We start from the raw sequence: 25,963 nt of genomic DNA, 5'->3' as shown, positions 1-25,963 counted from the left end.
ACAACATGGAAAACGGAATATACGCTAAATTCAATACTAGCAAAGGTTCAATTTTAGTAAAATTGACACATGATTTAACACCGGGAACTGTAGGAAACTTTGTTGCTCTTGCAGAAGGAAATATGGAAAATAAAGTGAAACCTCAAGGACAAAAATTCTATGATGGATTAACTTTTCATAGAGTAATTGCAGATTTCATGATTCAAGGTGGTTGTCCAAAAGGAACTGGAACTGGAGATCCGGGTTACAAATTTGATGACGAATTTCACCCAAGTTTAAAACACGATCGTCCAGGAGTTTTATCTATGGCAAATTCTGGTCCTGGAAGCAATGGTTCTCAATTTTTCATTACTCACGTTCCGACTCCTTGGTTAGATAACAAACACACTGTTTTTGGACACGTTATTGAAGGACAAGATATTGTTGATGCTGTTGCTCAAGGTGATAATTTAGATTCTGTTGAAATCATCAGAGTTGGAGATGAAGCTCAAAAATGGAATGCAATTGAAGCTTTTATTGGTTTAAAAGGTGCTCGTCTTAAAAGAGAAGCAGCTTTAAAAGCGGAATCTGAAGCAAAAATGGAACAATTAGCTGCTGGTTTTGATAAAACAGAAAGCGGTTTACGTTATAAAATGATCCAAAAAGGTGAAGGTAAAAAAGCTGAAGCTGGAAAAACAGTTTCTGTTCACTACGAAGGATCTTTAGAAAACGGAAAAGTATTTGATTCTTCTTACCCACGTAAAAAACCAATCGAATTCAAATTAGGAATTGGGCAAGTTATTGAAGGATGGGACGAAGGTATTGCTTTATTGCAAGTTGGAGACAAAGCTCGTTTTGTAATTCCATCTGATTTAGCTTACGGTCCATCTGGTGCAGGAGGAGTTATCCCACCAAACGCAACTTTGATTTTTGACGTTGAATTAATGGACGTAAAATAAGGTTTTACAAACAATTTAGTATTGTTTTAAATAATAATCCCATATGCCACGGCGTATGGGATTTTTTTATATTTACTTGAATTAAAAACAAGACCAAGAAATGAAAAAAACAATCTTAAGTTTAATGGCTATCATGTTGCTTGCAGCAGCATGTGGTACGAAAAAAACGGCTGTTGCAGAAGCTCCTGCTGCAGGAAAAGAAACAAAAGCTACAGAATTAACTCCTGCATTAGTTGAGGGTAAAAATCTGTATGAAAACAATTGTGCTAAATGCCACAAGTTGTTTGAGCCTAAAAAATTCACAAAAGAAGAATGGACTCCGATTTTGGTTAAAATGGGTAAAAAAGCAAAATTAGATGATACTCAAATGGCTTCGATTACAAATTATATTGATTCGCAATTGTAATTTGAATTTTAAAAAGAGGTATAAAAAAACTGTTCAATCGAACAGTTTTTTTATTTTCAAATAGATATAAAAAAAACACCGTCACAAAATGAGGTGTTTTAAAATTTAAGAATGATGTACAGCCGAATTGTCTACAGCTATTACTTTTAAAGTTTTGATGCCAGCAGGTAATTCCCAATCTACTTCGTCATTTTCTTTAAAACCAATAATAGCAACACTTAAAGGTGCTAGAATTGATATTTTAGATTGTTTTACGTCTGCTGCAGAAGGTAAAACGATTTGAATTTTCATTTGTTTCTTTGCTTTTACATCTTCTATCGTTACAAATGAATTGATTCGAATTACCGAACTATCCAATTCGCTTTCTTTACTAATTACAGCGCGATCTAATTCTTGCGAAAGCTGATTGGCTTCTTTAGTATTTGTTGAGTTTTTACTTTTTAAAATCAATTCTCTTAAAAATTGATAATCTGATTTGCAGAAAGTGGGTGTTGGTTTCATATCTATATTGAATTTATTGTTATAAAATTTTAAATGATTTTTTTTTCTTAGAACAATTTACAAACGAAAAATTTCAGAGTCTTAAAAAAGACAGAATCGAAATGTTTAATCTGAAAAACAAAAAAATATCTGATCAAAAATTGATTTTTGTCAAATAAGTGAATGCTTAAGCTGATGTAAATCCTCCGTCAAAAAGAAGAAAAGTGAAGTAGACGGAGGCCTAAAAAATAAAGGCCTTATTATGTGAAATAATTACAGCAAGTAGCGGTTTTGCTACGCAAAACGACTTTATAGAAGCTGTAAATGGTGTTTTATTTCCCATAAGGAGGATTAAATTGATTTGCAAAGATACGTAATCTTTTTGAATTTAGTGAGGTTTTACTTCCATTTAATGCCACAACCTAAACTTGGCTTTTGCGGTTCTTTTAAACTTCTGTTGTAAATTAAGGCGTCTATAGCACCTCTCAGATCGCTTCCGCTAAGTGGAATTCCGTTGCTTGGTCTAGAATCGTCTAGCTGACCGCGATAGAATAATTTGTCTTGATTATCAAATAAATAAAAGTCTGGAGTGCAAGCTGCTTGATATGCTTTTGCTATTTCTTGACTTTCATCATACAAGTACGGAAAGTCAATTTTGTTTTCTATAGCAAAGTCCGTCATTAATTCTGGGCCATCTTGCGGATATTTAACAACATCATTGCTTGAAATAGCAATAACTCCAATTCCTTGTACGCGATAATCATTGGCAATCATTACAATTTCGCTTATTACGTGATGCACAAACGGACAATGGTTGCAAATAAACATAACCAAAGTACCTTTTGAACCTTTTAAATCTTCAAAAGAATAGCTATTATTAGAATTAGTGTCTTTTAAATAAAAATCAGGTGCAATTGTTCCTAAAGGAAGCATTGTTGATTCAGTTCGTGCCATTTTATTCGAAATTTGATTTTCAAAAGTAGCTTTAAAAATCTGTAAAAAAAAGAGCACAAGAATAAAAAGTATCCAAAGAAAGCAGTTAGCTACAACAGCTTGCTTCTTTGGATACTTTTTTAAGTTTTATGAATTCAAAAATTCCAGTAAATTTTCATTTAATTTGTCTCTATCTGTATAAAAAAGGCCATGAGGCGCACCTTCATATTCGATAAAAGTATTATTTGCAATTGATTTTGCTGCTTTTCGAGAAGTAAGGTCGATTGGAACAATTTTATCGTCGTCTCCATGAATAATCAGAGTTGGAACTTTTATAAAATCTAATTCGTCTCTAAAATCAGTGTAAGAGAATGATTCTGCACATTTTAAAGTAGCTCTTGGAGAAGCCACTGAACATAAAGCTCTGTAATATTCTAATAAAGGTGTGCTTAAAGGCTTATTGATAATATTGACTCCAAAAAACGTTTTTCCGAAATTATCAATAAATCCTATTCTGTCTTCTTTTATTGCCACAGCAGTATTTTCGCTTTTCTCTTTTGGATGCCCATCAGGATTATCATGAGTTTTTAGCAGAAATGGAATAATTGACGAAATCAAAGCTGCTTTGGTAACACCTTTTCCGCCATGACGACTGAAATAACGAACTACTTCGCCACCGCCCATTGAGAAGCCAACAAGAGTTACATTTTCTAACTCTAATTGCTCAATAATTTCTTTAAGATCATCAGTCAAAGTATCGTAATCGTAGCCATCCCAAGGCTGAGAAGATTTTCCGAACCCGCGTCGGTCGTAAGCGATAACTCTGTAATTATTTTGGACAAGATGGTCTATTTGATATTCCCACATTTCATTCGAAAGTGGCCAGCCGTGAATTAGGATAACGGGTTTTCCCTGACCATAATCCTTTACATACAGTCTTACGTTTTGAGCAGTTTCTATATATTTATCAGTGTGAACCTGTTTTAAATTAGATTCAAAATCTTTAATTGACATGCATGCATTTGGTTCAGTATGTTCCATGTTATATCTTTTTACGTGAGTATTTTCTTTTATCTTCTCGTAAAATTAGATTTAAGAAAAAGAAATTGGTTATAGAATTAGGTGCATTAATTACAAAATTTATAGGTTTGTAAATAATACAATTAAAAATGGATTTAACCTGGAACGAATTTGAGCGCACCGATATGCGCGTTGGAACAATCATAGAAGTAAACGATTTTCCTGAAGCAAGAAAACCTGCATACCAATTAACGATAGATTTTGGTTCGGAAATAGGAATTAGAAAATCATCGGCACAAATTACCAAGAGATATCAGAAAGAAGATTTAGTAAATCGTCAGATAGTTGCGGTTGTAAATTTTCCAAGAAAACAAATCGGAAAGTTTATGAGTGAATGTCTGGTTCTTGGCGCAGTAGGCGAGGAGGGGGATGTTATTTTATTAGCTCCAGATTTTAAGATTCCTAATGGATTGCGTATTGGATAGTTTGCAGTCGCAGTCTCAGTTTACAGTTTTAAATTGAGACTGAAAACTGAGACTGAAACTGAAAACTTATTTTATTCTTTCAATTAACTTCAGTAGTATCTCCTGTCCTTCCTCCCAATATTTTAAATCAGAATCAGAATTGATGTGACCTTGCTGTCCGATGTTTACAAAATCGCTTCCCCATTTTTCAGCGAAGAGTTTTTTTCTTTCAAAAGAAGCATAAGGATCATTTTCGCTTGCAACGACTACAGACGGAAAAGGTAATTTATAAAGCGGAATAGGCGAGAAGTTTCTCGTGCATTCTGGCGTATGTTGAGGTGAATCAACATCTGCAGGAGCTACTAAAAAAGCGCCAATAATATACGGATTATTGTGTTTTTCTGCCCAATGCAGAACCAATGAAACCGCCAAACTATGCGCTACTAAAATAGTTGGTTTGTTAAGTTTTGAAATATTCTCATTTAATCTTTCAAGCCATTCTTCGCGAACAGGTTCGTCCCAGTTGTCTTGCACAACACGAATTGAGTTTTCGAATTTCTTATGCCAAAAGGTTTGCCAGTGTTTTTCTCCAGAATCTCCAAGTCCTGGTATAATTAATAGTTGTGTTTCCATTGCCGTGGATTTTATTTAGTGATTATTTTTTACGTTCTTTTAAAATTCGGTTTACTTCATTGACTAAAAGCGGAAAGCCAGGTTCTGTCATTCCGTGTCCGTAACCGTCTAATTCATATAATTTAGTTTGTGTATGTCCAACCAGTTTCATCATTCTGGCCATGTAGGCGTTTTCTTCGTAACGTCCAAGCATTTCTAGTTCGCGATCTCCAGTAATTAATAACATTGGCGGAGCATCGGCACGAACGTGGTATAAAGGAGCAAAAGCATCAATTGTAGGCTGTTTTTCAGGAATGCCGTTTTCTCTTCTAATCTCAAAATGCGTAATGCATTGTCCGCTAAACGGAATAAGACCAGCAATTTGGTTGGCATCAATGTTTTCTTTTTGAAGATATTTTTTATCCAGACCAATCATCATTCCTAAATATCCTCCAGCAGAGTGTCCAGAAACAAAAATTAAGGATTTGTCTCCGCCATAATTTGCAATATTATTGAAAGTCCAAGCAACTGCAGCAGCAGCATCTTCAATCGCTTTTTCAGCTTTTGCTTTTGGAGATAATCTGTAATTAACACCAATAATAGCAAAGCCTTTGTTTTTTAAAGCTTCAGGAATTTCTTTGTTTCCGCCAGTTAATCCACCGCCGTGAAACCAAACGATTGTAGCAAATCCAGTTTTATTTTTTGGATAATAAATATCTAGAACGCATCTTTCGTTGATGTATTTATCGGCTTTATTTACAGCTGCACTATAATATTGAATGTTGCTTTTTGTTTCGTATTCTAAATTTTGGGCAGATAGCGAAATTCCGTAAAGGAAGAAACTTAGGAGAATAATTAATTTTTTCATCAGAAGTAAGGTGTAATTTGTAAAATTGTTAGAAGTAAAAAGTGCATGAATCGTACGTCTCACATTTTACAATTCACATCTCGAAACATAAATATATAAAAAAAGTCCAAAATGCATAACAAATTGGACTTCTACTTTATGTAGATGATTTTGGATTTAAATATCATCAAAATCAATATCTGTAAAACTAGATCTTTGGCTTTCACTCTTTTCAGAGCTATATTCTTTTTTAAAATCTTTTTGGTGTCTTTCAGAAATTACTTCTTCGCCTTTGTGGTTTAAAACATAAGAAGTCATTTCTTCTAATATTTCAGAGAAAGCACTAAAATCTTCTTTGTATAAGTAGATTTTGTGTTTTTTGAAGTGAAAAGAACCATCTTCTTCAGTAAATTTTTTGCTTTCTGTAATCGTGATATAATAATCATCAGCTTTGGTAGCTCTCACATCAAAGAAATAAGTTCTTCTTCCTGCGCGTAATACTTTAGAAAAAATCTCTTCTTTTTCTAACATGTCATTTTCTCTCATAATACGTTCTATCATTTTTGGAATTAATAGTACTCAAAAATCATAAAAAATTATCTATTACGCAACAATTAAAGTAATTCTTTTTCCGAAAGTTGTTTTAAATATAACGATGCATAATAACCTTCTTGATTTATTAATTGATTATGAGAACCTTGTTGAATTATCTTACCATCTTCAAGTATAATAATTTTATCTGCATTCTTGGCAGATGATACTCGATGACTTACAATTATGGTTGTTTTGTCTTTAGAAATTTCGAACAAATTATTCAAAATCATTTCTTCGGTTTCAGTATCAACAGCAGATAAACAATCGTCAAAAAGCAAAATTGCTGGGTTTTTAATAATGGCTCTTGCAATAGATACACGCTGTTTTTGTCCACCAGAAAGTGTAATTCCTCTTTCTCCTAAAACAGTGTCGTACTGTTTGTTAAAGGCAATAATGTTGTCATGAACCACAGCGTTTTTAGCAGCTTCGATTACCTCTTCGTCAGTTGCATTTTGGTTTCCGAATTTGATATTGTTCTTAATCGTATCCGAAAATAAGAAAGCATCCTGAGGTACAATTCCAATATTATTTCGAAGATCATTTAAGTTTAAAGTACTGATTTCGTTTCCGTCAATTTTAACTTCACCTTCTGTAACATCGTACAATCTCGAAATCAAAGAAAGAATAGTCGATTTTCCAGAACCTGTTTTTCCAAGGATAGCCAATGTTTCTCCTTTTTTTACTGTAAAAGAAACATTTTTTAAAGCTTCAATATTGGTGTCATCATAAGTGAAAGACACATTTTCGAAAGAGATATTTCCTTGGATTTCTGAAGTGTTTTCGTTGTTGTTTTTAATTTCTGGTTCAATTTTCAAGAATTCATTCAAACGTTTTTGAGAAGCTTCTGCTTCCTGTACCATAGATGAAACCCATCCTAAAGAAGCAACGGGCCAAGTTAGCATGTTTACGTATAAAATAAATTCAGCTATGGTTCCAATATTAGGAATGCTTCCGTTAATGTACATCACGCCTCCAAAATAAATAACAACCAAATTACTGATTCCGATTAAGGCAATCATTAAAGGTCCGAATAATGATTGCACTCTAGCAAGACTCAAACTTTTACGTTTGCTTTCTTCGGCCAAATCAATCATATTATTTTGATGCTGATTTTCTAAAGAATATGCTTTTATAACACGAATTCCTGAAAATATTTCTTGTGTAAAACTCGAAACCTTAGAAAGGTATTGTTGGAATGTCGTGCTTCGTTTATTGATTTCTGAACTTAACTTAAAAATGCAATACGAAAGAATCGGCAAAGGCAGTATAGTATATAAGGTAAGAAGTGGCGATACATTATACATATATAATATGACTATCGCGAAACGGATAGCTGTATTTATAGTATACATTACTGCTGGCCCAACATACATACGAACTTTTGAAACATCTTCGCTAATACGGTTCATTAAATCTCCAGTTCTGTTTTGTTTGTAGAAATTTTGCGAAAGATTCTCGTATTGTCTAAAAACTTCATTTTTTAGATCAAATTCAATATGACGAGACATTACAATTAAGGTCTGACGCATTAAAAACGTTAAAAATCCAGCAACAATTGTTGTTCCAATAATAAGTAATACGTTGTGAATGAGATCTTGGCGATATGCATTAATCACAATTTGAGAACTTTGCTCTGCAGCAGATAATTTGTCAAAATTCTCAATAGCGTTTAAAGACTTGCTAATCAGTTTTGGAGTAAATAGAGAAAATATTTGTGCGATTATGGTGATTAAAATACCAAGCGAAAAACTGTATTTATATTTAATGAAATATTTGTTTAAATAGCTTAATTCTTTCATTTTTTTAAGAAATATGATGTTGAATTGTTTTGGATTTAAGAATTATTGTTAAATAAAATTATAATAATTTGCGATTTAATCAAAACAATTAGATTGTAATATTGTTATTTTAAAGATAAAAAATTAGCACATATGTATTTTTTAATTATGTTTGAGTTGTCTTTTTGACGAATTCATAATTTTAACCTAATTAATACTAGCGCTATGGATGCAACTTTCGCAACTGGAAAGGAACTTCAAAAAATGGATCCTGTTTTTGGTCAATTATCTTTTGACGATCACGAACAAATTGTATTTTGCAATGACAAAGATACAGGTTTAAAAGCAATTATTGGTATTCATAATTCGGTTATGGGGCCAGCTTTGGGAGGAACCAGAATGTGGAATTATAACACAGAATGGGAAGCTTTAAACGATGTTTTACGTCTTTCTAGAGGTATGACGTTTAAATCTGCTATTACTGGACTTAATATTGGTGGAGGTAAAGCCGTTATTATTGGCGATGCTAAAACTCAGAAAACGCCTGAATTAATGCGTAAGTTTGGTGAATTCGTTCACTCATTAAGCGGAAGATATATTACTGCTGAGGATGTCGGAATGGAAACTAAAGACATGGACACGGTAAGAGATGTAACGCCTTATGTTACGGGAATTTCTGAAGAAAGAGGTGGTTCTGGAAACCCTTCTCCAGTTACTGCTTACGGAGTTTACTTAGGTATGAAAGCTGCTGCTAAAAGTCAGTTTGGAACTGATGTTTTAGAAGGTAAAAAAGTTTTAGTACAAGGAATTGGACACGTGGGTGAAACTTTGGTTGATTATTTAACTAAAGAAGGAGCACAGGTTACTATTACCGATATTAACGAAGAAAAATTATATCAAGTTGCTTCAAAATACAATGCAGCAATTTATACGGGAGAAGATTTGTATACTGCAGATGTTGATATCTATGCACCGTGTGCAATGGGAGCAACGATTAATGATAATACAGTAAACAAAATTAATGCTAAAGTTATTGCTGGAGCAGCTAACAATCAATTGGCAGATGAGAATGTTCATGGTGCAAGATTACAAGAAAGAGGTATTTTATATGCTCCAGATTTCTTGATCAATGCTGGTGGAATCATCAATGTTTATGCTGAATTAGCAAACTACGGTAAAGCTGAAATCATGAGTAAAACAGAAAACATCTATAATACTACTTTAGAAATTATAGATTTTGCTGCTAAAAACAATATTACAACGCATAAAGCAGCACTTACAATTGCTCAAAATCGTATCGATCAAAGAAGAATCGAGAACGCTTCTAAGTAATTTTTAAGTTTACAGTCTCAGTCCCAGTTTTCAGTTTTTTTTCTGGAAACTGGGATTTTTTTTAGTTTACAGTATTCAGTCTCAGTTCTCAGTTTCTGTTTTAGCTGAATACTGCAAACTGCGACTGCAAACTGCGACTAAATACTGCATAGCGGCAACTACATATTTTGAATAAAACTGAAAACTGCGACTGAAAACTGCGACTTTTTTACGATTTAATTTTAAAATACGCATCAAAAGTTATACTTTTGCAGACTAATTTTTAAATGTTCTTACACGGTGGTAAATAGAAGACACATACGCGTTAAAGTAATGCAATCCATTTATGCAATGCACCAAAGCGGTTCTGATAATATGGAAAAAGAAGAAAAATTTCTTTTTTATAGCATAGATAATATTCAGGACTTATATCTTATAATGCTTTCTTCATTGATAGAAATTTGCAAAAAAGAAGCTGTCTATTTGCATCTGTCAAGTAAAAAACACCTTGCTACTGCAGCAGAACGTAATCCGAACGAAAAGTTCATCAAAAACAAAATCTTTCAGCTTTTAGCAGAAAGTAATTCTCTTAGCATTGCTTTAGAAAATCGTAAGATCAATAACTGGTCTTTAAACGATGATTATATCATTTTACTTTTAAATGATGTAAAAGCAAGCGATATCTACAAAAAATACATGAGCAATAACGTAAATACGTTTGAGGAAGACAGACAATTTATAATTGATTTGTTTGAAAATGTTATTGTTCCAAACGAAAAATTATACGAGTATTTAGAGGATGATAAATTAACTTGGGTTGATGATATTCCGGTTGTAAATACACATATTGTTAAACAATTGAAAGCGATCAAAACAGAAGATCCAGACGATTTTAGAGTGCCAAAATTGTATAAAGATGTTGAAGATAAAGATTTTGCTAAAGATTTGTTTAGAAGAACAATTTTAAATGAAACTGCTTTTGCAAAAGAATACGAAGATAAAACACCAAATTGGGACAGCGATCGTATTGCCGAAATTGATACTATTATCTTAAAAATGGCAATTTGCGAGTTTATTAAATTCCCTTCAATTCCTGTAAAAGTAACTCTTAACGAATATTTAGAAATTGCAAAAGAGTATTCTACACCAAAAAGTAGTATTTTTATCAACGGAATTTTAGATAATCTTGTTAAGGAACTGACTGCCAATAAAAAAATGGTAAAAGTAGGAAGAGGGTTAATGTAATTACGGCAAATTCCAAATTTTAAATAAGAAATTCCAAAAAAAGAATTAAATATAAATCAAAAATAAATTTAAATTATGGGACAATTAACTCAATTTGCGCCATTTCTATTGATGTTTGTGGTAATCTATTTCTTCATGATTAGACCACAGCAAAAAAGAGCAAAAAACGAAAAAGAATTTGAAAGCAGCCTAAAAGTAGGTGACAAAATAGTTACAAAAAGTGGTTTCCACGGTAAAATCGCTGAATTAGCAGAAACTACTGTTGTAATCGAAACAATGTCTGGAAAATTAAAATTAGAGCGTTCTGCTATCTCTTTAGAATTGAGTGCAGCTTTGAATAAGAAAGCGTAAATTTTAAATTACATCCCGATAGCTATCGGGATTAAAAATCCCAAATTCCAAAATGGAGTTTGGGATTTTTTTTGCTTTGTATTGTCATTTCGAGGAACGAGAAATCTTCGCAAGTAGCTCCTCAAAGCATGGAGGAAAATCTTTGTAGAGTCTCTTGCGGAGATTTCTCGTTCCTCGAAATGACAAACTGTGAGAAGGAATCTTATCATCCTTCCTTCGTCAGGATGACAAAAAAAGAAAAACCTTTGTCAAAGTTTTAAACTTTGACAAAGGTTCTCTTATAGTTTCGTTCTTCGACTTCGCTCAGAATGACAGCAGTTTTGGAATTTTAAAATTCTACCTGTATTTATCATTCAATCCAATATTTGCCAAAATCATCGGAATCACTTTTTCGATTCTAGAAAGTTTTGTTTTTTCCTGTTTAGCCGTTTCGATATATTCTAAAAACTCATATTGTTTATAAGGAGAAAACTTTTCAAAAGCTTCTTTTAAAGCTGGATTTTGAATCATTTCTTTTTCTAAAAGCTCAGATACAATAGCCTCTTTTTTAGAAGGTTTAATGACTTTTCCTTGTTTTTCGTTTTCAATCGCTTCATGAATGTATTCTAAAACTTCTTTTTCATTTACTTCTTCTTTTGAAGTAAAACGCCATTGGCGCATCGATTTTGTTTTGTCTTCTTGAGCGTTGATTAGTCTCTTTTTTTCATCTTTCAGAAAAACGCCGTTTAGAAACCAAATGGCAAAATAATTTTTGAAACCTCCAATTCCGATAACATTTTTTTTGTTGTAGACATAAATAGGCCCTCCCCATTTTATGGTTTCGACCAGTTCTGTTTTGTCAATAATTGATTTCAGGAAAAGAAGTTCTTCTTCCCATTGATTGACTTTGTCCCAAACGTGTTTTTTATCAGAATTCGGTTCCACTTTATCTTTTTCTTTTAGATTTTTCTGGTGCATCAAAAATTCCTGGAATAGCAGTCAGTTCGGCAATTTTTACAATAACATCAGTTGCTTTCTGAATGCTTTCTGCAGGCACATATTCGTATTTTCCGTGGAAGTTATGTCCGCCCGCAAAAATGTTCGGACAAGGCAATCCCATAAATGATAATTGAGAACCGTCCGTTCCGCCACGAATTGGCTTAATGATCGGTTTGATGTTCAATTCTCTCATTGCTTTTTCAGCAATATCTACAATATATTTTACAGGTAGAACCTTTTCTTTCATATTGTAATATTGATCTTTTACTTCGGCGATCACAATATCTTCGCCAAATTTCTTTGCAAATTTTTTATTGAATTGTTTCGCCAACTTATGAATCAATTCTTTTCTTTTTTCGAATTTCTTTCTGTTGTGATCACGAATAATCAATTCTAAAACTGTTTCTTCGATGTTTCCTTTGATATGATGAACGTGGAAGAAACCTTCATAGCCTTTAGTTTCTTGTGGAGTTTCGCCTTTCGGAAGTTCATTGATAAAGTCGTTTGCTAAAAGCATAGAATTGATCATTTTTCCTTTTGCATAACCTGGGTGAACGCTTTTTCCTTTAAAAGTAATTTTAGCTCCAGCTGCATTGAAATTTTCATATTCTAATTCACCAATCTGGCTTCCGTCCATTGTGTAAGCCCATTGCGCTCCGAATTTTTCAACATCAAAATGATGTGCGCCACGTCCGATTTCTTCATCTGGTGTAAATCCGATTCTGATTTTTCCGTGTTTGATTTCAGGATGCTGAATCAGGTATTCCATTGCCGAAACAATTTCAGTAATTCCAGCTTTGTCATCAGCTCCTAATAAAGTTGTTCCGTCAGTTGTAATGATGGTTTGACCTTTATATAATAATAAATCTTTAAAGTAATCAGGAGATAAAACAATATTTTTCTCGGCATTCAAAATGATATCTTTTCCGTTGTAATTTTCAACAATCTGCGGTTTTACATTTGCTCCGCTAAAGTCTGGCGAAGTATCAAAGTGAGAAACAAAACCAATCGTTGGCACTTCATGATCAACATTGCTAGGAAGTGTTGCCATGATGTAAGCTTTGTCGTCTATAGTCACCTCTTCAAGTCCAATTGCTTTTAGTTCTTCAACTAATTTGTTGGCAAGATTCCATTGTTTTTGTGTGCTTGGAGTGGTTTGTGAATTTGGATCCGATTCAGTATCAATTGTTACATAACTGATAAAACGATCTATGATATGTTGCATTTTTTTAGATTTTTAGCAAATATAGAAAATTTTTCTGCTACGAAATTTAGCTTTCCATATCTGAATTAATAAAAAAAGGGATTCGTTGTCGAATCCCTTTCTAGTATTTTAAGTTTGCTATTTGCTTTTTACGCATCTAAAGCCAACATGGTTAGCAGCCGATCTGATTTCGCCTTTTCCTCTTGTTCCCACCATGTATCGAGTGCAGTATTGGTCTGTACACAAGAATGAACCACCGCGATGAACTCGTTTTATTTCGCTTGGATCACTAGGATCATAATAAGCGCTAGGTCCTTGTGGATTTTTTGTTACTTTCCCGCTTTCTGCTAATGATTTGTAATAGTCAACGCTGTACCAGTCGTTTACCCATTCCCATACATTTCCAGCCATGTCATACAAACCGTATGCGTTTGGAGCGTATTGTGCTGTTGGAGCAATGCCTTTAAAACCATCTTCTCCAGTATCACCATCTTTAATAGGGAAATGCCCCTGGTAAATATTAGCTTGAAATTTTCCTTTAGGTTTTAAATCATTACCCCAAGCATAAAGATTTCCTGTTTTGCCACCGCGTGCCGCAAACTCCCATTCTGCTTCTGTTGGCAATCTTTTTCCAGCCCATTTAGCATAAGCCACCGCATCTTCGTATACAACATGCACAACCGGATATTTTTCTTTTCCTTTAATAGTGCTCTGCGGACCGTCTGGATGTCTCCAATCTGCGCCTGGTTCGTAACGCCACCATTGCAAGAAATTGTTCAGATTAACCGCTGAAGGAGTAGGAGTAAAGACAACAGAACCAGTAACTAGATCTTCCTCATTTGCTGTCGGAAATTCTTCTTTTGTTGGTTTTTGTTCGGCAACAGTTACATAACCTGTAGCTTTTACAAATTTTTCGAATTCTTCATTGGTGACTTCAGTTTCATCCATATAATATCCATCAACATAAACTCTATGTATTGGAGCCGCATCTTTAGTAACGCCTTTAATACTGCATAAACTTTCATCTTCTACATTTGTTCCCATTGAAAATTCTCCTCCAGGAATCCAAACCATGCCTTTCGGAGCTTTTTCTGTCGGTTTAAATTTATTTTCGACAGTTGGTTTAAATTCAGATTCTGCAGTAGTACTTGGAGTTTCATGACATTCGACAGCTGTTTTTTCTGCTTTATCTGTAAATCTGGTATAACTGTAAGCAATTGAAATAATGGATAATGTGAGTAAAGCAAAGATCCAGAAGGTTTTAGTTTTCATTTTGGTTAATTTAAAAATTACTTATCAAATGTAAGAATAAACTTTAAAAAAAAAGTTTTTTATATCCAAATATATAAAATTCTATTTAATCTATAGAATTAATCGTTTAAAGTTGGTTAACTTTCTTTCTCAACTTGAACTACTTCATATTTATCTTTGCCATCAACTTGTACAGGCTGGTAATAGGTTTCGCCAAATTTTACATATTTTACATCTCCAATTGTCACTTCTTCTCCGCCTTCAGGCAAGTTTTCTACAATTGTTCCAGCAGTAGGAGCAACGACAGTATATTTTCCACCGTCTTTTTCGTAATAGGTTCCTCCGTAATAGTAATTATTGACTGTTCCCGTATTGACTGTTTCTGCTCCACTCGGAATGTTGTTTACAGTTCCGCCAACTGGTGCAGGTACAGCAGTATAACCGCCATTTGTCGAGGTATACCAAACTCCTTGGTCGTAGTGGTATTTCTGATTTTCCACACTAACAATAATCGCTGTAGTTGCTAGAGTTGCAACAAAAAATCCCCAAGGATGCCAAACTGGTCCCCAATAAAAAGGTCTGTAAGGACGTGGATAATAAGGATGGTAGCAATTGTATCTGTAACCACCGTATACATAAGGTGGACGTGTATATGGTCTATATCCAGGACGAACTACTGTATTTCGATTATTGCGAACATGAACACTATTGTTAACATTGATGTTGACGTTATTTCTGTTTCTGTTAACGTTATTGCCGCTTATGTTGGTGTTTCTGTTTCCAACATTGTTTCTGTTTACAGTATTATTTCTATTTACCGTATTGTTTCTGTTGGAATTGTTAGAAGGTCTATTTATTTTAGTTCCTGAGTTATTTGCTCCAGGTCTAGTTGCAGCTGGTCTAGTCGTTGCTGTAGGTCTTGTTGTGGTAGGTCTACTCACATTTGGTCTAGATTGTGTAGCAGGTCTAGCTTGACGAGTATGTGTAGCTGCTCCGCCACCGCCTCTGTTAAATCCGCCGCCACCTCCGCCGCCACGATGACGCTGTGCTAAACTGTCAACAGAAATAAACAAAAAAGTTCCGGTCAAACACATTAAAAGTGCCAGTTTTTTTACTGTTTTCGATATATTTTTCATATTCAGCAATTTATGTGATTTAAAGTTATGAAAAAAAAATGTTGGTTTTGAATTAATGAATTAAAAGTTTGAATTATAATGAGATATCCCATTGTATTCTAAATCGCCACCCTTCTTGTAAAGGAAGTGTTTTATCTTGAAAACTAAAATAACTTACCTCTGAAGTTAGTTTGTTTTTATGTCCTTTAAAAAACCAGTTAAATGCCAAAGTAGACTCGTCTTGTCTATTTTCTCTTATAGAATTGTCAGGTCTATAGGCGGCATGTCGTCCAGCCATTTCTAAATGTTTTGGCCACCATTCAAAAATATTATGGAAGAAATATCCAGCTTGAACATAATAGCCTTTCATTACAGTCATATCATTATTATTGTATTTGTCTATAATTTCTTTGGTATGCCATTCGCTCTGCCAAGAAAAACCGCGATACATAAAAGCACTTTCTAAATTCCATTGATTGACTCTGTATTGTCCTGGCAAACCATCTTCAAATCCGTCGAGAGAACCTCCACCGGCTTGCGAGAAACGAGTATAAGGACTTCGGTTTGTGATGGCAGAAAAGGCGATAATTGGAGTTGGTTTTTCATGAAATTCTAAATCACAGCCTTCGAAATCAAGAAATCTTCCAAGAAAATTCCATTGTGCTCTTCCAAAATACATTAAATGATTATCGTCATTAGAAGTGCTTCCTCGTCCTGTTCCTGTCAAAGCTGCAGCCCAATAATTAAAATCGGCAATTCCAGCACCTTTTAAGTGTCCGTAAACTTCAACTCCCAATTGTCGGTCTACAGTAAAGGGACGGTTAATTAATGATCGATCAACCATCTGCTGTTCGCCACTGCTAATAAAGCGTTCTCGCGTAAATTCCGTTTTCCATTGCCCAACTTTAAAGCTCAGAAAATCCCATTTTTCGACCATAATTCTAAAATCAAGTAAATTGGACTGGCTTAATTCGTATTCCCAATAATATTTAAGCCAAGGTTCAAAAGCATGACCGCCAATTTTTAATCTGGCACGATTTATTTTAAAAGTCGTTTTAGCATCTTGACTATAATCATCATAAGTTAAAGGGTCTGTGTCATTTGGTGTTGAAAAACGAAATTGAAGTCGGCTTGCCAATTGGAATAGAAATTTCTTGTCTCTAGTTTCTAATTCAATTCCTTTACTGCCATAACGAACATTCATTAGTTTGGTAGTGTCCTTTTCTTGCTGCGAAAATCCTTTGAAACCAATTAGTAAAAGAAAAACTAAGAGGGAATATTTAGAAATGCGATTTGGTTTATTTGTGCTGTACATAAGATCAATAGGTTGGTATAAATTATTTTCCTCCAAAATTTTTTGCGATTCCTAAACCAATTCCCCAGCTGTCATAAGCATTCCATTTGAAATCGTAGCTTGTAGTGCCAAAAATTTCCCATCCTTTAGGGAGTTCGTATCCATATTCAACTCCTGCTCTGGTCAGGAAAAAATCTTCTTCTTTGGCAAATTCACCTCCAAATCCTAAAAGAAAACTCCAATGCTCATTAGGTTTATAAATTCCCATTAGAGCAGGAGCAATAGGATAACTTCTTTCTACGGTTTCTTTGTCATTTCCGCTTTCATACACTTTTTCTACTTTGAATTTCTCAACAATAAAATCGGTATGTAGACCAATTGCCCATTTTTCATGAAATTGATAAGTATAATCAATTCCCCACGCCGGAAGAGTTAACGTCTCACGATTTCCTTCTTCATCTCGGCCTTCAAAAACATGAACATGATTAATAGAAATTCCGATTTGATGATGCGGGCTAAAAGTCTTTTCCTCATGTTCTTGAGCCTTAATTTTAGTCGAAAAAAAGCAGCTGATTAAAGAAATTAGAATTACAAGGAAGTTTTTTATATAATAATTGTTATCGAACATTTTGATTTACTCTTAAAGAAACATTCTTTTATTGCCTTGCATTAATTATAAAGGAAAAAGAGGTATTACTGTCCATTATTATGTTCATTAGATACCTCTTTTAAATTTCTCTTTAATTTATTAATCTCTTCCTAAAGCTCTTTTTGCTTCGTTGTTTAAGTCAGTATATTCAATTTTTCCAACACTAACGCCAACACCAATGATTTCACCGCCTTTAAAAGTACCTGGAGTTTTGTATTCTTTGCTTACAGAATCTCCGCTGTCAAATCCAACACAAAGTCCGTCTCCGGCAAGTGTAAATTTACCAGATTGTGTTCTCATTGGTCCAGAAGCAACTTCTTTACCATCAATATATAATTTCATTGTTCCAAGAGATTCGCCATTTGGCCCTGCTTTTTCACGTGTAAACTCCATTCCAAAAACATGTTTTCCTGTTGTGATAGGCACATTTGAAGTGAATTTTTGTTCAGGAGCAATTCCTAAGAAATTGTAGACATAATTTAATTTTTTGTCTTTAACAAATAGTGTGTGACCTCCAAAACGAGAACCATGTGCAAAAAGTACTCCTGAAGCGTTGGCGTCTTTTATGTCAACGTCTGCTAAAATTTTATAAGAACGTCCACGAACATTCACAGCAACTCCTTCTGGGACAGGTGATGTTTTAGGATAATATTTATAAAGATCACGAGGTGGTTCAGAAGAAGGTCTTTCAATTCCTAAAACTTCGATTGCGGAACGGTCATCAAGAGGCAATACTAAATTTTTAGCAGCTTCATCATTCCAGTCTTTAATTAGTTCTTTTAATTTATCCGGATATTTTTTAGCTAAATTATTTACTTCTGCTCGGTCAATATCCGTATTGTATAATTCCCATTCGTCCTTGTCAAAGTTGCCTTTTCCTACCAATGGAGTATGCAGAGCAACAGCTTTCCAGCCATCTTTCCATAAAGCTCGGCTTCCTAACATGGCAAAGTACTGAATGTGTTTTTGTGTTTTTGTATTCGGAGCAGCATCAAATGTGTAGCGCATAGAAACTCCAGATAATGGGTATTGTGGAACGCCTCTATATGTTTTTGGCATTTCTAGACCACAAATGTCCAATATTGTAGGTACAATATCAGTTGAATGATGAAATTGGTCACGAACAACTCCTTTTGCTTTTATTCCTTTTGGCCATGAAATCACTAAAGGATCACAAGTTCCTCCAGCATATTCACTGTATCTTTTAAACATTTTAAAAGGAGTAGAAAACGCTGCAGCCCAACCAGTAGGATAATGTTCGTAAGTATCTGGGCTTCCTAATTTGTCAATATATTTTAAGTTCTCTTTTAATTCATCAGGATAGCCGTTAAAGAATTTATTCTCGTTTACAGATCCTGTTGGTGAACCTTCGCCTGAAGCTCCATTATCGGCAGCATAAATAACAACAGTATTTTCTAATTGGCCAGTTTGCTCTAAATAATCAATTATACGGCCAACCTGAGCATCGGTATATTCAGAGAATCCGGCATAAACTTCAGCTAATCTTGAGAATAATTTTTTCTCATCAGCGCTTAATTTATTCCAATCTAATACTTCGTCACCTGGATTTGCAACGCCAGGAGGAAGCGGATTGAAATTTGCGTAAGTAGTTCCTTTCGGGATTACTCCTTTTGCAATCATTCTTGGCAATGCCCATTTGCGGTAAGCATCATAACCTTCATCAAATTTGCCTTTATATTTTGCGATATATTCCTCAGGAGCTTGATGCGGAGCATGATTGGCACCAGGACAATACCACATATACCAAGGTTTAGAAGGGTTTGTCGCTTTTTGATCTTTAAGGAACTCTAATGCATGATCTGCTAAGTCCTGAGATAAATGATAGCCTTCTTCTGGAGTTTTCGGAGGTTCAACAAAATGGTTGTCTTCTACTAAGTCTGGATACCATTGATTGGTTTCTCCACCAAGAAATCCGTAAAAACGATCAAATCCCATTTGCAAAGGCCAAGTGCTTCGATCTCCCCCTGAAGCTACATCCTGCTCAGGAACATTATGATCTTTTCCTATCCAGAAAGTACTCCAACCGTTATCTTGTAGAATTTGTCCAATTGTAGCAACTTGTTTTGGCAGTCGTCCGCTTCCGCCAGGAAAACCAGCAGCAGCTTCTGTAATCGCTGCCATACCATTAAGATGATGATTTCTTCCTGTTAATAATGTTGATCTTGTTGGAGAACACAAGGCTGTAGTATGCCATTGTGAATAGGTGATTCCGTTATCGGCTAGTCTTTGCATGGTCGGCATATTGATAGCCCCACCATAAGGTGACCAAGCAGCAAGTCCGGTATCATCATATAAAATAAATAAGATATTTGGAGATCCTGCAGGAGCTTTTTTAGGAGAATACGGTGTCCAGTCTTCTTTTGAATCACGTACATCTAATGCTATTTTGCCTTTAAAAGTTTCTTTGGTTACCTGTTGAGGATCAGCTTGTGCAGCTAATTTTGAGGTTAAGCCTAATGAAAGGCAAAATAGTAGTGTGAAAATACTTTTCAGAATGAATTGTTTGCTGACTTTCATGATTTAAGTTATTAATTATTATTGATCTTGTCCGAGGCAGTTTGTTGAACTTTTGGTTATAAAAAATAATCTGAAAAAAAATCGAATTTTAGTCTTCTCTGAATTGAAATATTTTTACTGGCTTGTAGTTTTTAAAATGTAATCTCTCAAATTTAGACATTCTAAGCTTGGAAGGATATTTTGAATAGATTTAAGTGGTTTCATTTTATAATTTGCAACATAAAAAACAAGTTCTATAACAATGGAGGCTCTTTGTTTTAAGAATAGTTTTATTTATGAGCGGAAAAATCAAACAAAAAGAAAATGATTTGTTTTCGCAAAAAGACACCTTTTTAAACTATAATATTTAAATTTGCAGCCAAAATAACAACAACACAACTCTTATGTATAAATTGATAATTCGCCCGATACTTTTTTGTTTTGATCCCGAAAAAGTGCATTATTTTACTTTTTCTTTTGTAAAATTCATTTCAAAAATCCCGGGAGTTTCGGCAATTATAAGATCAATTTATGAAGTAAAAGATGCTCGATTAGAAAGAGAAGTTTTCGGAATTAAATTTAAAAACCCAGTTGGACTTGCGGCTGGTTTTGATAAAGATGCAAAGCTGTATAAAGAACTTGGTGATTTTGGTTTTGGTTTTATCGAAATTGGAACTGTAACGCCAGTTGGACAAGAAGGAAATCCGAAGAAACGTTTGTTCCGTTTAAAAGAAGATCAAGCGATTATTAACCGAATGGGATTTAATAATGGCGGTGTTCTAGAAGCTGTAGAACGTTTGAAAAAGAATTCGGGTGTTTTGATTGGAGGAAATATCGGAAAAAATAAAGTAACCGATAATGAGGATGCAGTAAAAGATTATATCATTTGTTTCGACGCTTTGTTTAATCATGTAGATTATTTTGTAGTGAATGTAAGTTCGCCAAATACACCAAATTTGAGAGCTCTACAAGATAAAGAACCGTTAACGGCTTTACTGCAAACTTTGCAGAACAGAAATGTTGAAAAGCAAAAAACAAGCACTCAAAAAATAAAACCAATTCTTTTAAAAATTGCTCCAGACTTAACAGACGAGCAATTATTGGATATTATTGATATTGTAAAAACAACTCAGATTGCAGGTGTAATTGCTACAAATACTACAATTTCAAGAGAAGGATTACAATCTGCCAATCAAACAGAAACTGGAGGTTTGTCTGGAAAACCTTTAACGAAACGTTCAACAGAAGTCATTCGTTTTCTTTCTGAAAAAAGCAATAAAGCATTCCCAATTATTGGAGTAGGAGGAATTCATTCTGCAGATGATGCGATTGAAAAACTAAATGCAGGTGCAAGTTTGGTGCAACTGTATACTGGATTTATTTACGAAGGGCCAGCATTGATAAAAGCCATCAACAAAAAAGTTTTAGAGCAATTATAAGAGTAAAGCTTGAACGGATAATCCGGCAAGTATTGCAATTCCAAAACTGATTAAAGTTCCGATCATTACATATTCGGTCAATTTTCTGTCTTTGGCTTCTTTTAAATCTCCGAATCTGAAAATAGATTTGGCGGCCAATAGAAATCCGATCGCCTCAAAATGTCCGGTTAAAATAAAACCGAAAACAAACAAACGTTCTAAAATACCAATATAATTTCCAGCAGCTATCAGAGAATTATCCTGATGGCTGTTTCTGCTTTCAGGAGCCCATATTGAAATGATGGTTTTTATAAAAATAGAGGTAGGTTTAGTTAGCAATAAAATTCCGGTAATGAGAATCCAGAATGCATTATTTTGCCAAAAGTTGATTATGGTTTTGTTTTCATAAAGAAGCGCTACGCCAATTAGAACAAGAATATGCGCAATTTGATCGACAACAAACCAAGTTCTTTTGGTTTTCTTTTTCTGAAAATTCAGTTTGATTAAATCGATAATTCCGTGTGTAACAGCAATTAAAATAGCGTAAGGAATAAAGCTGATTTCGCCCACTAAAATTGCTGCTAAAACTCCATGCAGTAAAATATGGATATACAGGTAAATACTTTTGTGTTTTTTAATTTCCTTGTCGGCGACCCAGGAATTGGGTTGCCATATAAAATCACCTAACAAATGAGCGAGAAGCAGTTTTATAAATAAAATCATGAGGTTGTAAGTTGTTTTATTTGTTTTCTAAAATAGCGATCTAAATTCATAACCAAATCAAACTGAGCACGTTTTTGTCTTCGACTCACGGCAGCTTGGTTAATGCCTAATTTTTGTCCTAATTCTTCTTGAGACAAAGTCGGATTTTCAATGGCGACAGTGACAAATTCTGCCGACTGTACCAGCCAGCTATCCATGAAAGTTAACGCCAATTGCAGCATTAAATTCAATTTTTCGTCAAAATCCCTATTTCCAGTTCGAAGCGCTAAGGTGACTTTCTGTTTTTTTAAAGTTTCAAAAAGTTCTCCCGAGTGTATAAAAGCAGAACCATTGCTTTCAGAAATTCGTTCAGCTTGATGTGTTTTATCCCCAAAACCAATACTCATACGGGCATCAGATTTTATAGATCGTAAATGAGCTTTTATTAAAACAGCAATTAGTAATGCATCTTCAAGATTGGTTACTTCAACTTGAAACTCATCTCCACGATAAATCTCCCACTGACTTGGCGTATGACCAAATGGAGCCAAGATTTTTTTTAAATCTTCAACCCAATGTTCAGATTGCTGTCTCGAGCCAATTATGTCACCTGTAATTACACTAGTCATAATCAAATATAATTAAAAAATAATAAACTTTCTATTACAAATATAAGTAATAAAATTAATTATTACGTTTTTTGGTAATATTTTAAAATATTACATTTTTTGGTAATAATGAAAACTATTGCAATATTTTGTAATAAATAGGATTGCGCTAAAATTCTCTTTTATTTCATTAAAAAAGAAACTAACTTAGCCTTTACAAAAGAATAAGCTTTGAGTAAAGAAATCAAAATTATCGAATGCCCTCGAGATGCCATGCAAGGCATTAAGGATTTTATTCCAACAAAAAATAAAGTTACTTACATACAAGCTTTGTTGCGAGTTGGCTTTGATACTATTGATTTTGGAAGTTTTGTTTCTCCAAAAGCTATTCCGCAAATGCAGGATACTGCCGAAGTTCTAGAACAGCTTGATTTGTCGCAGACGTCCAGTAAACTGCTTTCTATCATTGCCAATACACAAGGCGCTATAACAGCTGCAAATTATGAGCAGATTCAATATCTAGGTTTTCCATTTTCTATTTCAGAAAACTTTCAAATGCGTAACACACACAAAACAATTGCAGAGTCTCTAATTACACTCGAAGAGATTCTTGAAGTGGCTGATAAAAAAAAGAAAGAGGTTGTAACTTATCTTTCTATGGGATTTGGTAATCCGTATGGAGATCCTTGGAATGTTGAAATTGTTGCAGAATGGACAGAAAAATTGGCAGGAATGGGCGTAAAAATTTTATCGCTTTCTGATACTGTCGGAACGTCTACACCAGAAGTAATAACCTATTTGTTTTCGGATTTAATTCCCAAATATCCTGAAATTGAATTTGGTGCCCATCTTCATACCACGCCAGACAGCTGGTTCGAAAAAATTGACGCCGCAGCAAAAGCAGGCTGTATACGTTTTGATGGCGCTATTCAAGGTTTTGGTGGCTGCCCAATGGCAACCGATAAATTAACAGGGAATATGCCGACAGAAAAGCTTGTTTCTTATTTTACTGCAAATAAAAAAATAACCGGACTTAATTCTCTTAGCTTCGAAAGCGCTTACAACGAAGCTTCAAAATTGTTCGGAAAGTTTCATTAAAAAATAGTTATATTTTCTTACCTTCGATACGGTTTGTAAACATTAAACGTTACATTAGTATTGATATAATTATTCTCATGAGATCAAGCTCGCTAAGTAAAATTTCAAGTATATTTTTTTCAGTTTTTCTATTATTTTCCTGCTCAAGCGACTTAGATTTTGATCAGGTAAACGATTTTAAAATCGAACCTGTATTTGTAGCAAACCTTGCTTATTTTGATATTCCAGCAAACAAACTTGTAGACGATGGCGGAACTAATATTTATCCCGACGTAAGAGATTTTGATATTTTTAAAAATAAATTTTTTAATGAGCGTCTTAAAAAAGCCGAATTTGATTTTGAAATTGAAAACAATATAAATCGTTCTTTTGTTATAAATATGCTCTTGCTTAGCGAAGGGAATCAGATTTTACAAACCCTATCCTTTACCGTTCCCGCCTATACAGGAACACCAAATGTTATAAAATACCCAACAGAAGTTTTTGAAAACGCGCGATTAGATTTTTTAAAGCAAACCCAAAAAAATGGCTTTGTGGTAGTAATTGCTGCCGGACCTCCATTAAATAGTGAGAGTCTAGGAAATTTAAAATTAAGATCAAGTGCAACGGCTTATTTGGTAATTGAATGAGAAAAACCCTAATTCTTTGCTTATTTTTTCATCTTTCTTGTTTTGCTCAAAACAGAGAGTTGTTATATAACTTTACTTCAATCCCGCAATCTTCACTTGTAAATCCGGGAGCTGATGTTTCGTATAAATATTATTTTGGATTTCCGGTTTTATCTGGAATTTCTGCGAATGTAGGCTCCAGCAGTTTCTCGGCTTATGATCTATTTTCAAAAGATGGAGTCGATTTTAATCAGAAAGTGAGAGATGTTGTCAATAAATCTTCTAGTAATGATAAAGTAGTTACAAATCAGCAATTGGAATTGTTTTCTGGCGGATTTAGAATTGGTGGCAGAGAAAGCCGTTCTTACATTACGTTTGGTCTGTATCAGGAATTCGATTTTTTTATGTTTGTTCCAAAAGATTTGGCTTTGTTAGCTTTAAACGGAAACAGAGATTATATTGGTAAATCATTCAATCTAGGCGATTTGAATATGAAAGCCGAAGTGCTTTCTGTTTTTCATGTTGGATTTCATAAAAAAGTAAATGATAAGTTTGTTTACGGAGGACGAGCCAAAATTTACTCAAGCGGTGCAAATGCTACTTCGACAAAAAATTCTGGTTACATATACACAGGCCAACAAACAGGAACTCCAAATCTTTACAATCAGGTTATTTCTTCCAATTTAGAATTAAAAACCTCTGGAATTGCAAGTTTTACGAAGGATGAATATGACGGAAATATAGCTCGTGATCTTGCCAATAATACTTTTTTTAACGGAAGTCTTGGTTTAGGAGTAGATGCAGGAATTACCTATTATATAAAAGACAATTTGCAGTTTACAGCAAGTATTGTAGATTTAGGTTTTGTAAGGCAATCTAAAGATATTGAAACCCTAACATATAAAGGAACCTATCGTTACAATGGCGCTAATCCTGATTTTTTGGGTTCTGATGATCCAGAAAATGTCTTCGACGAATTTGACAAAGCAATACCAAGAGATACCTTATACCATAAGTATACAACCTGGCGCCCAACAAAAATTTATTCTTCTATTCAATATTCATTTGGAGAAGCGCGTCCTGATGACGAATGTAATTGTCACGGAAAAGTCGATAAATATTATAAAAATGCGGTAGGAGCACAGTTCTTTGCAATGTCTGCGCCTCGAGTGCCTTTATTTGCTATAACAGCTTTTTACAGAAGAAATATTTTTAAAAAACTAGATCTTAAAGCAACTTATACCCTAGATACTTTTTCAAATAAAAACATTGGCTTAGGACTTGCAGGAACACTAGGTCCAGTTAATATCTATGCTCTAGTTAATAATGTTTTAGAATATAAAGATATTTCCAAAGCCAGCAGCGCAGCCTTTCAACTCGGAATCAATTTTGTTTTTCAAGACAAGGACGATTAGTCTTTTAGGTAATAATTATAAGCCTTTTCCAGCTATCCATTTCAAGCACTCGAGCCAAAATACTTTTTTTCAAGGCATAAAAAGAGCTTCCTTTGGTCGCTTTTTTAAGCCAGAAAAAAAAGCATTT

General features: G+C 34.1%; 26 protein-coding genes. 10 read left to right on the top strand and 16 right to left on the bottom strand.

What is annotated here, in order from left to right; translation table 11 throughout:
- The first annotated feature begins 5 nt into the window (after positions 1-5).
- Entirely contained in the window at positions 6-938 is a 933-nt protein-coding gene (locus LPB248_RS04905) for a peptidylprolyl isomerase (RefSeq protein WP_177210457.1), read from the top strand.
- A 100-nt stretch (positions 939-1,038) separates the two neighbouring features.
- Complete coding sequence (locus tag LPB248_RS04900) at positions 1,039-1,344, top strand: cytochrome c (RefSeq protein WP_177210456.1); 306 nt, start codon at positions 1,039-1,041, stop codon at positions 1,342-1,344.
- Positions 1,345-1,449: 105 nt separating this feature from the next.
- Here LPB248_RS04900 and LPB248_RS04895 read toward each other — a convergent pair whose 3' ends face one another.
- The 3 genes from LPB248_RS04895 to LPB248_RS04885 all read right to left on the bottom strand — a co-directional run bounded on the left by LPB248_RS04895 (position 1,450) and on the right by LPB248_RS04885 (position 3,798).
- Positions 1,450-1,845 carry a GreA/GreB family elongation factor gene (locus tag LPB248_RS04895; RefSeq protein WP_095931379.1) on the bottom strand — a complete coding sequence of 132 codons (396 nt, stop codon included), beginning with the start codon at positions 1,843-1,845 and terminating at the stop codon, positions 1,450-1,452.
- A gap of 378 nt (positions 1,846-2,223) precedes the next feature.
- Positions 2,224-2,778 carry a thioredoxin family protein gene (locus tag LPB248_RS04890; protein WP_177210455.1) on the bottom strand — a complete coding sequence of 185 codons (555 nt, stop codon included), beginning with the start codon at positions 2,776-2,778 and terminating at the stop codon, positions 2,224-2,226.
- Between the two features lie 126 nt (positions 2,779-2,904).
- Entirely contained in the window at positions 2,905-3,798 is an 894-nt protein-coding gene (locus tag LPB248_RS04885; RefSeq protein WP_177210454.1) for an alpha/beta fold hydrolase, read from the bottom strand.
- Between the two features lie 128 nt (positions 3,799-3,926).
- Between LPB248_RS04885 and LPB248_RS04880 the strand changes: the two genes are divergently transcribed.
- Entirely contained in the window at positions 3,927-4,262 is a 336-nt protein-coding gene (locus LPB248_RS04880; protein ID WP_095931381.1) for a tRNA-binding protein, read from the top strand.
- A 66-nt stretch (positions 4,263-4,328) separates the two neighbouring features.
- Here the strand turns inward: LPB248_RS04880 and LPB248_RS04875 are convergent, their stop codons facing one another.
- From LPB248_RS04875 to LPB248_RS04860, 4 genes are all read right to left on the bottom strand, one after another.
- Positions 4,329-4,874, bottom strand: coding sequence for an RBBP9/YdeN family alpha/beta hydrolase (locus tag LPB248_RS04875; RefSeq protein WP_177210453.1), 546 nt, complete (start codon positions 4,872-4,874; stop codon positions 4,329-4,331).
- 22 nt (positions 4,875-4,896) lie between these two features.
- A complete protein-coding gene (locus LPB248_RS04870) occupies positions 4,897-5,721 on the bottom strand; it encodes an alpha/beta hydrolase (RefSeq protein ID WP_177210452.1) in 825 nt (274 codons plus the stop codon).
- Between the two features lie 156 nt (positions 5,722-5,877).
- Entirely contained in the window at positions 5,878-6,246 is a 369-nt protein-coding gene (locus tag LPB248_RS04865) for a PUR family DNA/RNA-binding protein (RefSeq protein ID WP_177212505.1), read from the bottom strand.
- Positions 6,247-6,314: 68 nt separating this feature from the next.
- Positions 6,315-8,093 carry an ABC transporter ATP-binding protein gene (locus tag LPB248_RS04860; protein WP_177210451.1) on the bottom strand — a complete coding sequence of 593 codons (1,779 nt, stop codon included), beginning with the start codon at positions 8,091-8,093 and terminating at the stop codon, positions 6,315-6,317.
- A gap of 204 nt (positions 8,094-8,297) precedes the next feature.
- Here LPB248_RS04860 and LPB248_RS04855 point away from each other — a divergent pair, with 204 nt between their 5' ends.
- The 3 genes from LPB248_RS04855 (at position 8,298) to yajC (ending at position 10,979) form a co-directional block, all read left to right on the top strand.
- Positions 8,298-9,404: a Glu/Leu/Phe/Val dehydrogenase gene (locus LPB248_RS04855; RefSeq protein WP_317168851.1), complete on the top strand. Its 1,107-nt coding sequence runs from the start codon at positions 8,298-8,300 to the stop codon at positions 9,402-9,404.
- Between the two features lie 312 nt (positions 9,405-9,716).
- Positions 9,717-10,628, top strand: coding sequence for a transcription antitermination factor NusB (gene nusB, locus LPB248_RS04850; RefSeq protein WP_177210450.1), 912 nt, complete (start codon positions 9,717-9,719; stop codon positions 10,626-10,628).
- 75 nt (positions 10,629-10,703) lie between these two features.
- Complete coding sequence (yajC, locus tag LPB248_RS04845) at positions 10,704-10,979, top strand: preprotein translocase subunit YajC (RefSeq protein WP_053471036.1); 276 nt, start codon at positions 10,704-10,706, stop codon at positions 10,977-10,979.
- Between the two features lie 336 nt (positions 10,980-11,315).
- Here yajC and LPB248_RS04840 read toward each other — a convergent pair whose 3' ends face one another.
- From LPB248_RS04840 to LPB248_RS04810, 7 genes are all read right to left on the bottom strand, one after another.
- A complete protein-coding gene (locus LPB248_RS04840) occupies positions 11,316-11,903 on the bottom strand; it encodes a YdeI/OmpD-associated family protein (RefSeq protein ID WP_177210449.1) in 588 nt (195 codons plus the stop codon).
- Between the two features lies 1 nt (position 11,904).
- Entirely contained in the window at positions 11,905-13,182 is a 1,278-nt protein-coding gene (gene pepT, locus LPB248_RS04835; RefSeq protein ID WP_177210448.1) for a peptidase T, read from the bottom strand.
- A gap of 117 nt (positions 13,183-13,299) precedes the next feature.
- A complete protein-coding gene (locus tag LPB248_RS04830; RefSeq protein WP_177210447.1) occupies positions 13,300-14,433 on the bottom strand; it encodes a formylglycine-generating enzyme family protein in 1,134 nt (377 codons plus the stop codon).
- 116 nt (positions 14,434-14,549) lie between these two features.
- A complete protein-coding gene (locus LPB248_RS04825; RefSeq protein WP_177210446.1) occupies positions 14,550-15,548 on the bottom strand; it encodes a DUF6515 family protein in 999 nt (332 codons plus the stop codon).
- Between the two features lie 73 nt (positions 15,549-15,621).
- Positions 15,622-16,842 carry an OprO/OprP family phosphate-selective porin gene (locus LPB248_RS04820; RefSeq protein WP_177210445.1) on the bottom strand — a complete coding sequence of 407 codons (1,221 nt, stop codon included), beginning with the start codon at positions 16,840-16,842 and terminating at the stop codon, positions 15,622-15,624.
- 22 nt (positions 16,843-16,864) lie between these two features.
- Complete coding sequence (locus tag LPB248_RS04815) at positions 16,865-17,449, bottom strand: hypothetical protein (RefSeq protein WP_177210444.1); 585 nt, start codon at positions 17,447-17,449, stop codon at positions 16,865-16,867.
- 120 nt (positions 17,450-17,569) lie between these two features.
- Positions 17,570-20,008, bottom strand: a complete 2,439-nt coding sequence (locus tag LPB248_RS04810) for an arylsulfatase (protein ID WP_177210443.1) — start codon at positions 20,006-20,008, stop codon at positions 17,570-17,572.
- Between the two features lie 383 nt (positions 20,009-20,391).
- Between LPB248_RS04810 and LPB248_RS04805 the strand changes: the two genes are divergently transcribed.
- Positions 20,392-21,426 (top strand): quinone-dependent dihydroorotate dehydrogenase, encoded by a 1,035-nt coding sequence (locus tag LPB248_RS04805; RefSeq protein ID WP_177210442.1) that lies wholly within the window; start codon positions 20,392-20,394, stop codon positions 21,424-21,426.
- Here LPB248_RS04805 and LPB248_RS04800 read toward each other — a convergent pair.
- Entirely contained in the window at positions 21,421-22,128 is a 708-nt protein-coding gene (locus LPB248_RS04800; RefSeq protein WP_177210441.1) for a DUF3307 domain-containing protein, read from the bottom strand. The genes LPB248_RS04805 and LPB248_RS04800 overlap by 6 nt on opposite strands.
- On the bottom strand, positions 22,125-22,736 hold the full coding sequence (locus tag LPB248_RS04795) for a hypothetical protein (protein ID WP_177210440.1): 612 nt from the start codon (positions 22,734-22,736) through the stop codon (positions 22,125-22,127). Before LPB248_RS04795 ends, LPB248_RS04800 begins: the two co-directional genes overlap by 4 nt.
- A gap of 210 nt (positions 22,737-22,946) precedes the next feature.
- Between LPB248_RS04795 and LPB248_RS04790 the strand changes: the two genes are divergently transcribed.
- The 3 genes from LPB248_RS04790 (at position 22,947) to LPB248_RS04780 (ending at position 25,836) form a co-directional block, all read left to right on the top strand.
- A complete protein-coding gene (locus tag LPB248_RS04790) occupies positions 22,947-23,813 on the top strand; it encodes a hydroxymethylglutaryl-CoA lyase (RefSeq protein WP_177210439.1) in 867 nt (288 codons plus the stop codon).
- Between the two features lie 77 nt (positions 23,814-23,890).
- A complete protein-coding gene (locus LPB248_RS04785; protein WP_177210438.1) occupies positions 23,891-24,442 on the top strand; it encodes a hypothetical protein in 552 nt (183 codons plus the stop codon).
- Positions 24,439-25,836 (top strand): DUF5723 family protein, encoded by a 1,398-nt coding sequence (locus LPB248_RS04780; protein WP_177210437.1) that lies wholly within the window; start codon positions 24,439-24,441, stop codon positions 25,834-25,836. The genes LPB248_RS04785 and LPB248_RS04780 overlap by 4 nt, the downstream gene beginning before the upstream one ends.
- The last annotated feature ends 127 nt before the right edge of the window (positions 25,837-25,963 follow it).

Source organism: Flavobacterium sp. LPB0248 (assembly GCF_013388355.1).
Lineage (GTDB): Bacteria > Bacteroidota > Bacteroidia > Flavobacteriales > Flavobacteriaceae > Flavobacterium.
Note: the sequence above shows the minus strand (reverse complement) of the source record. Positions and strands in the feature narration are given on the sequence as shown.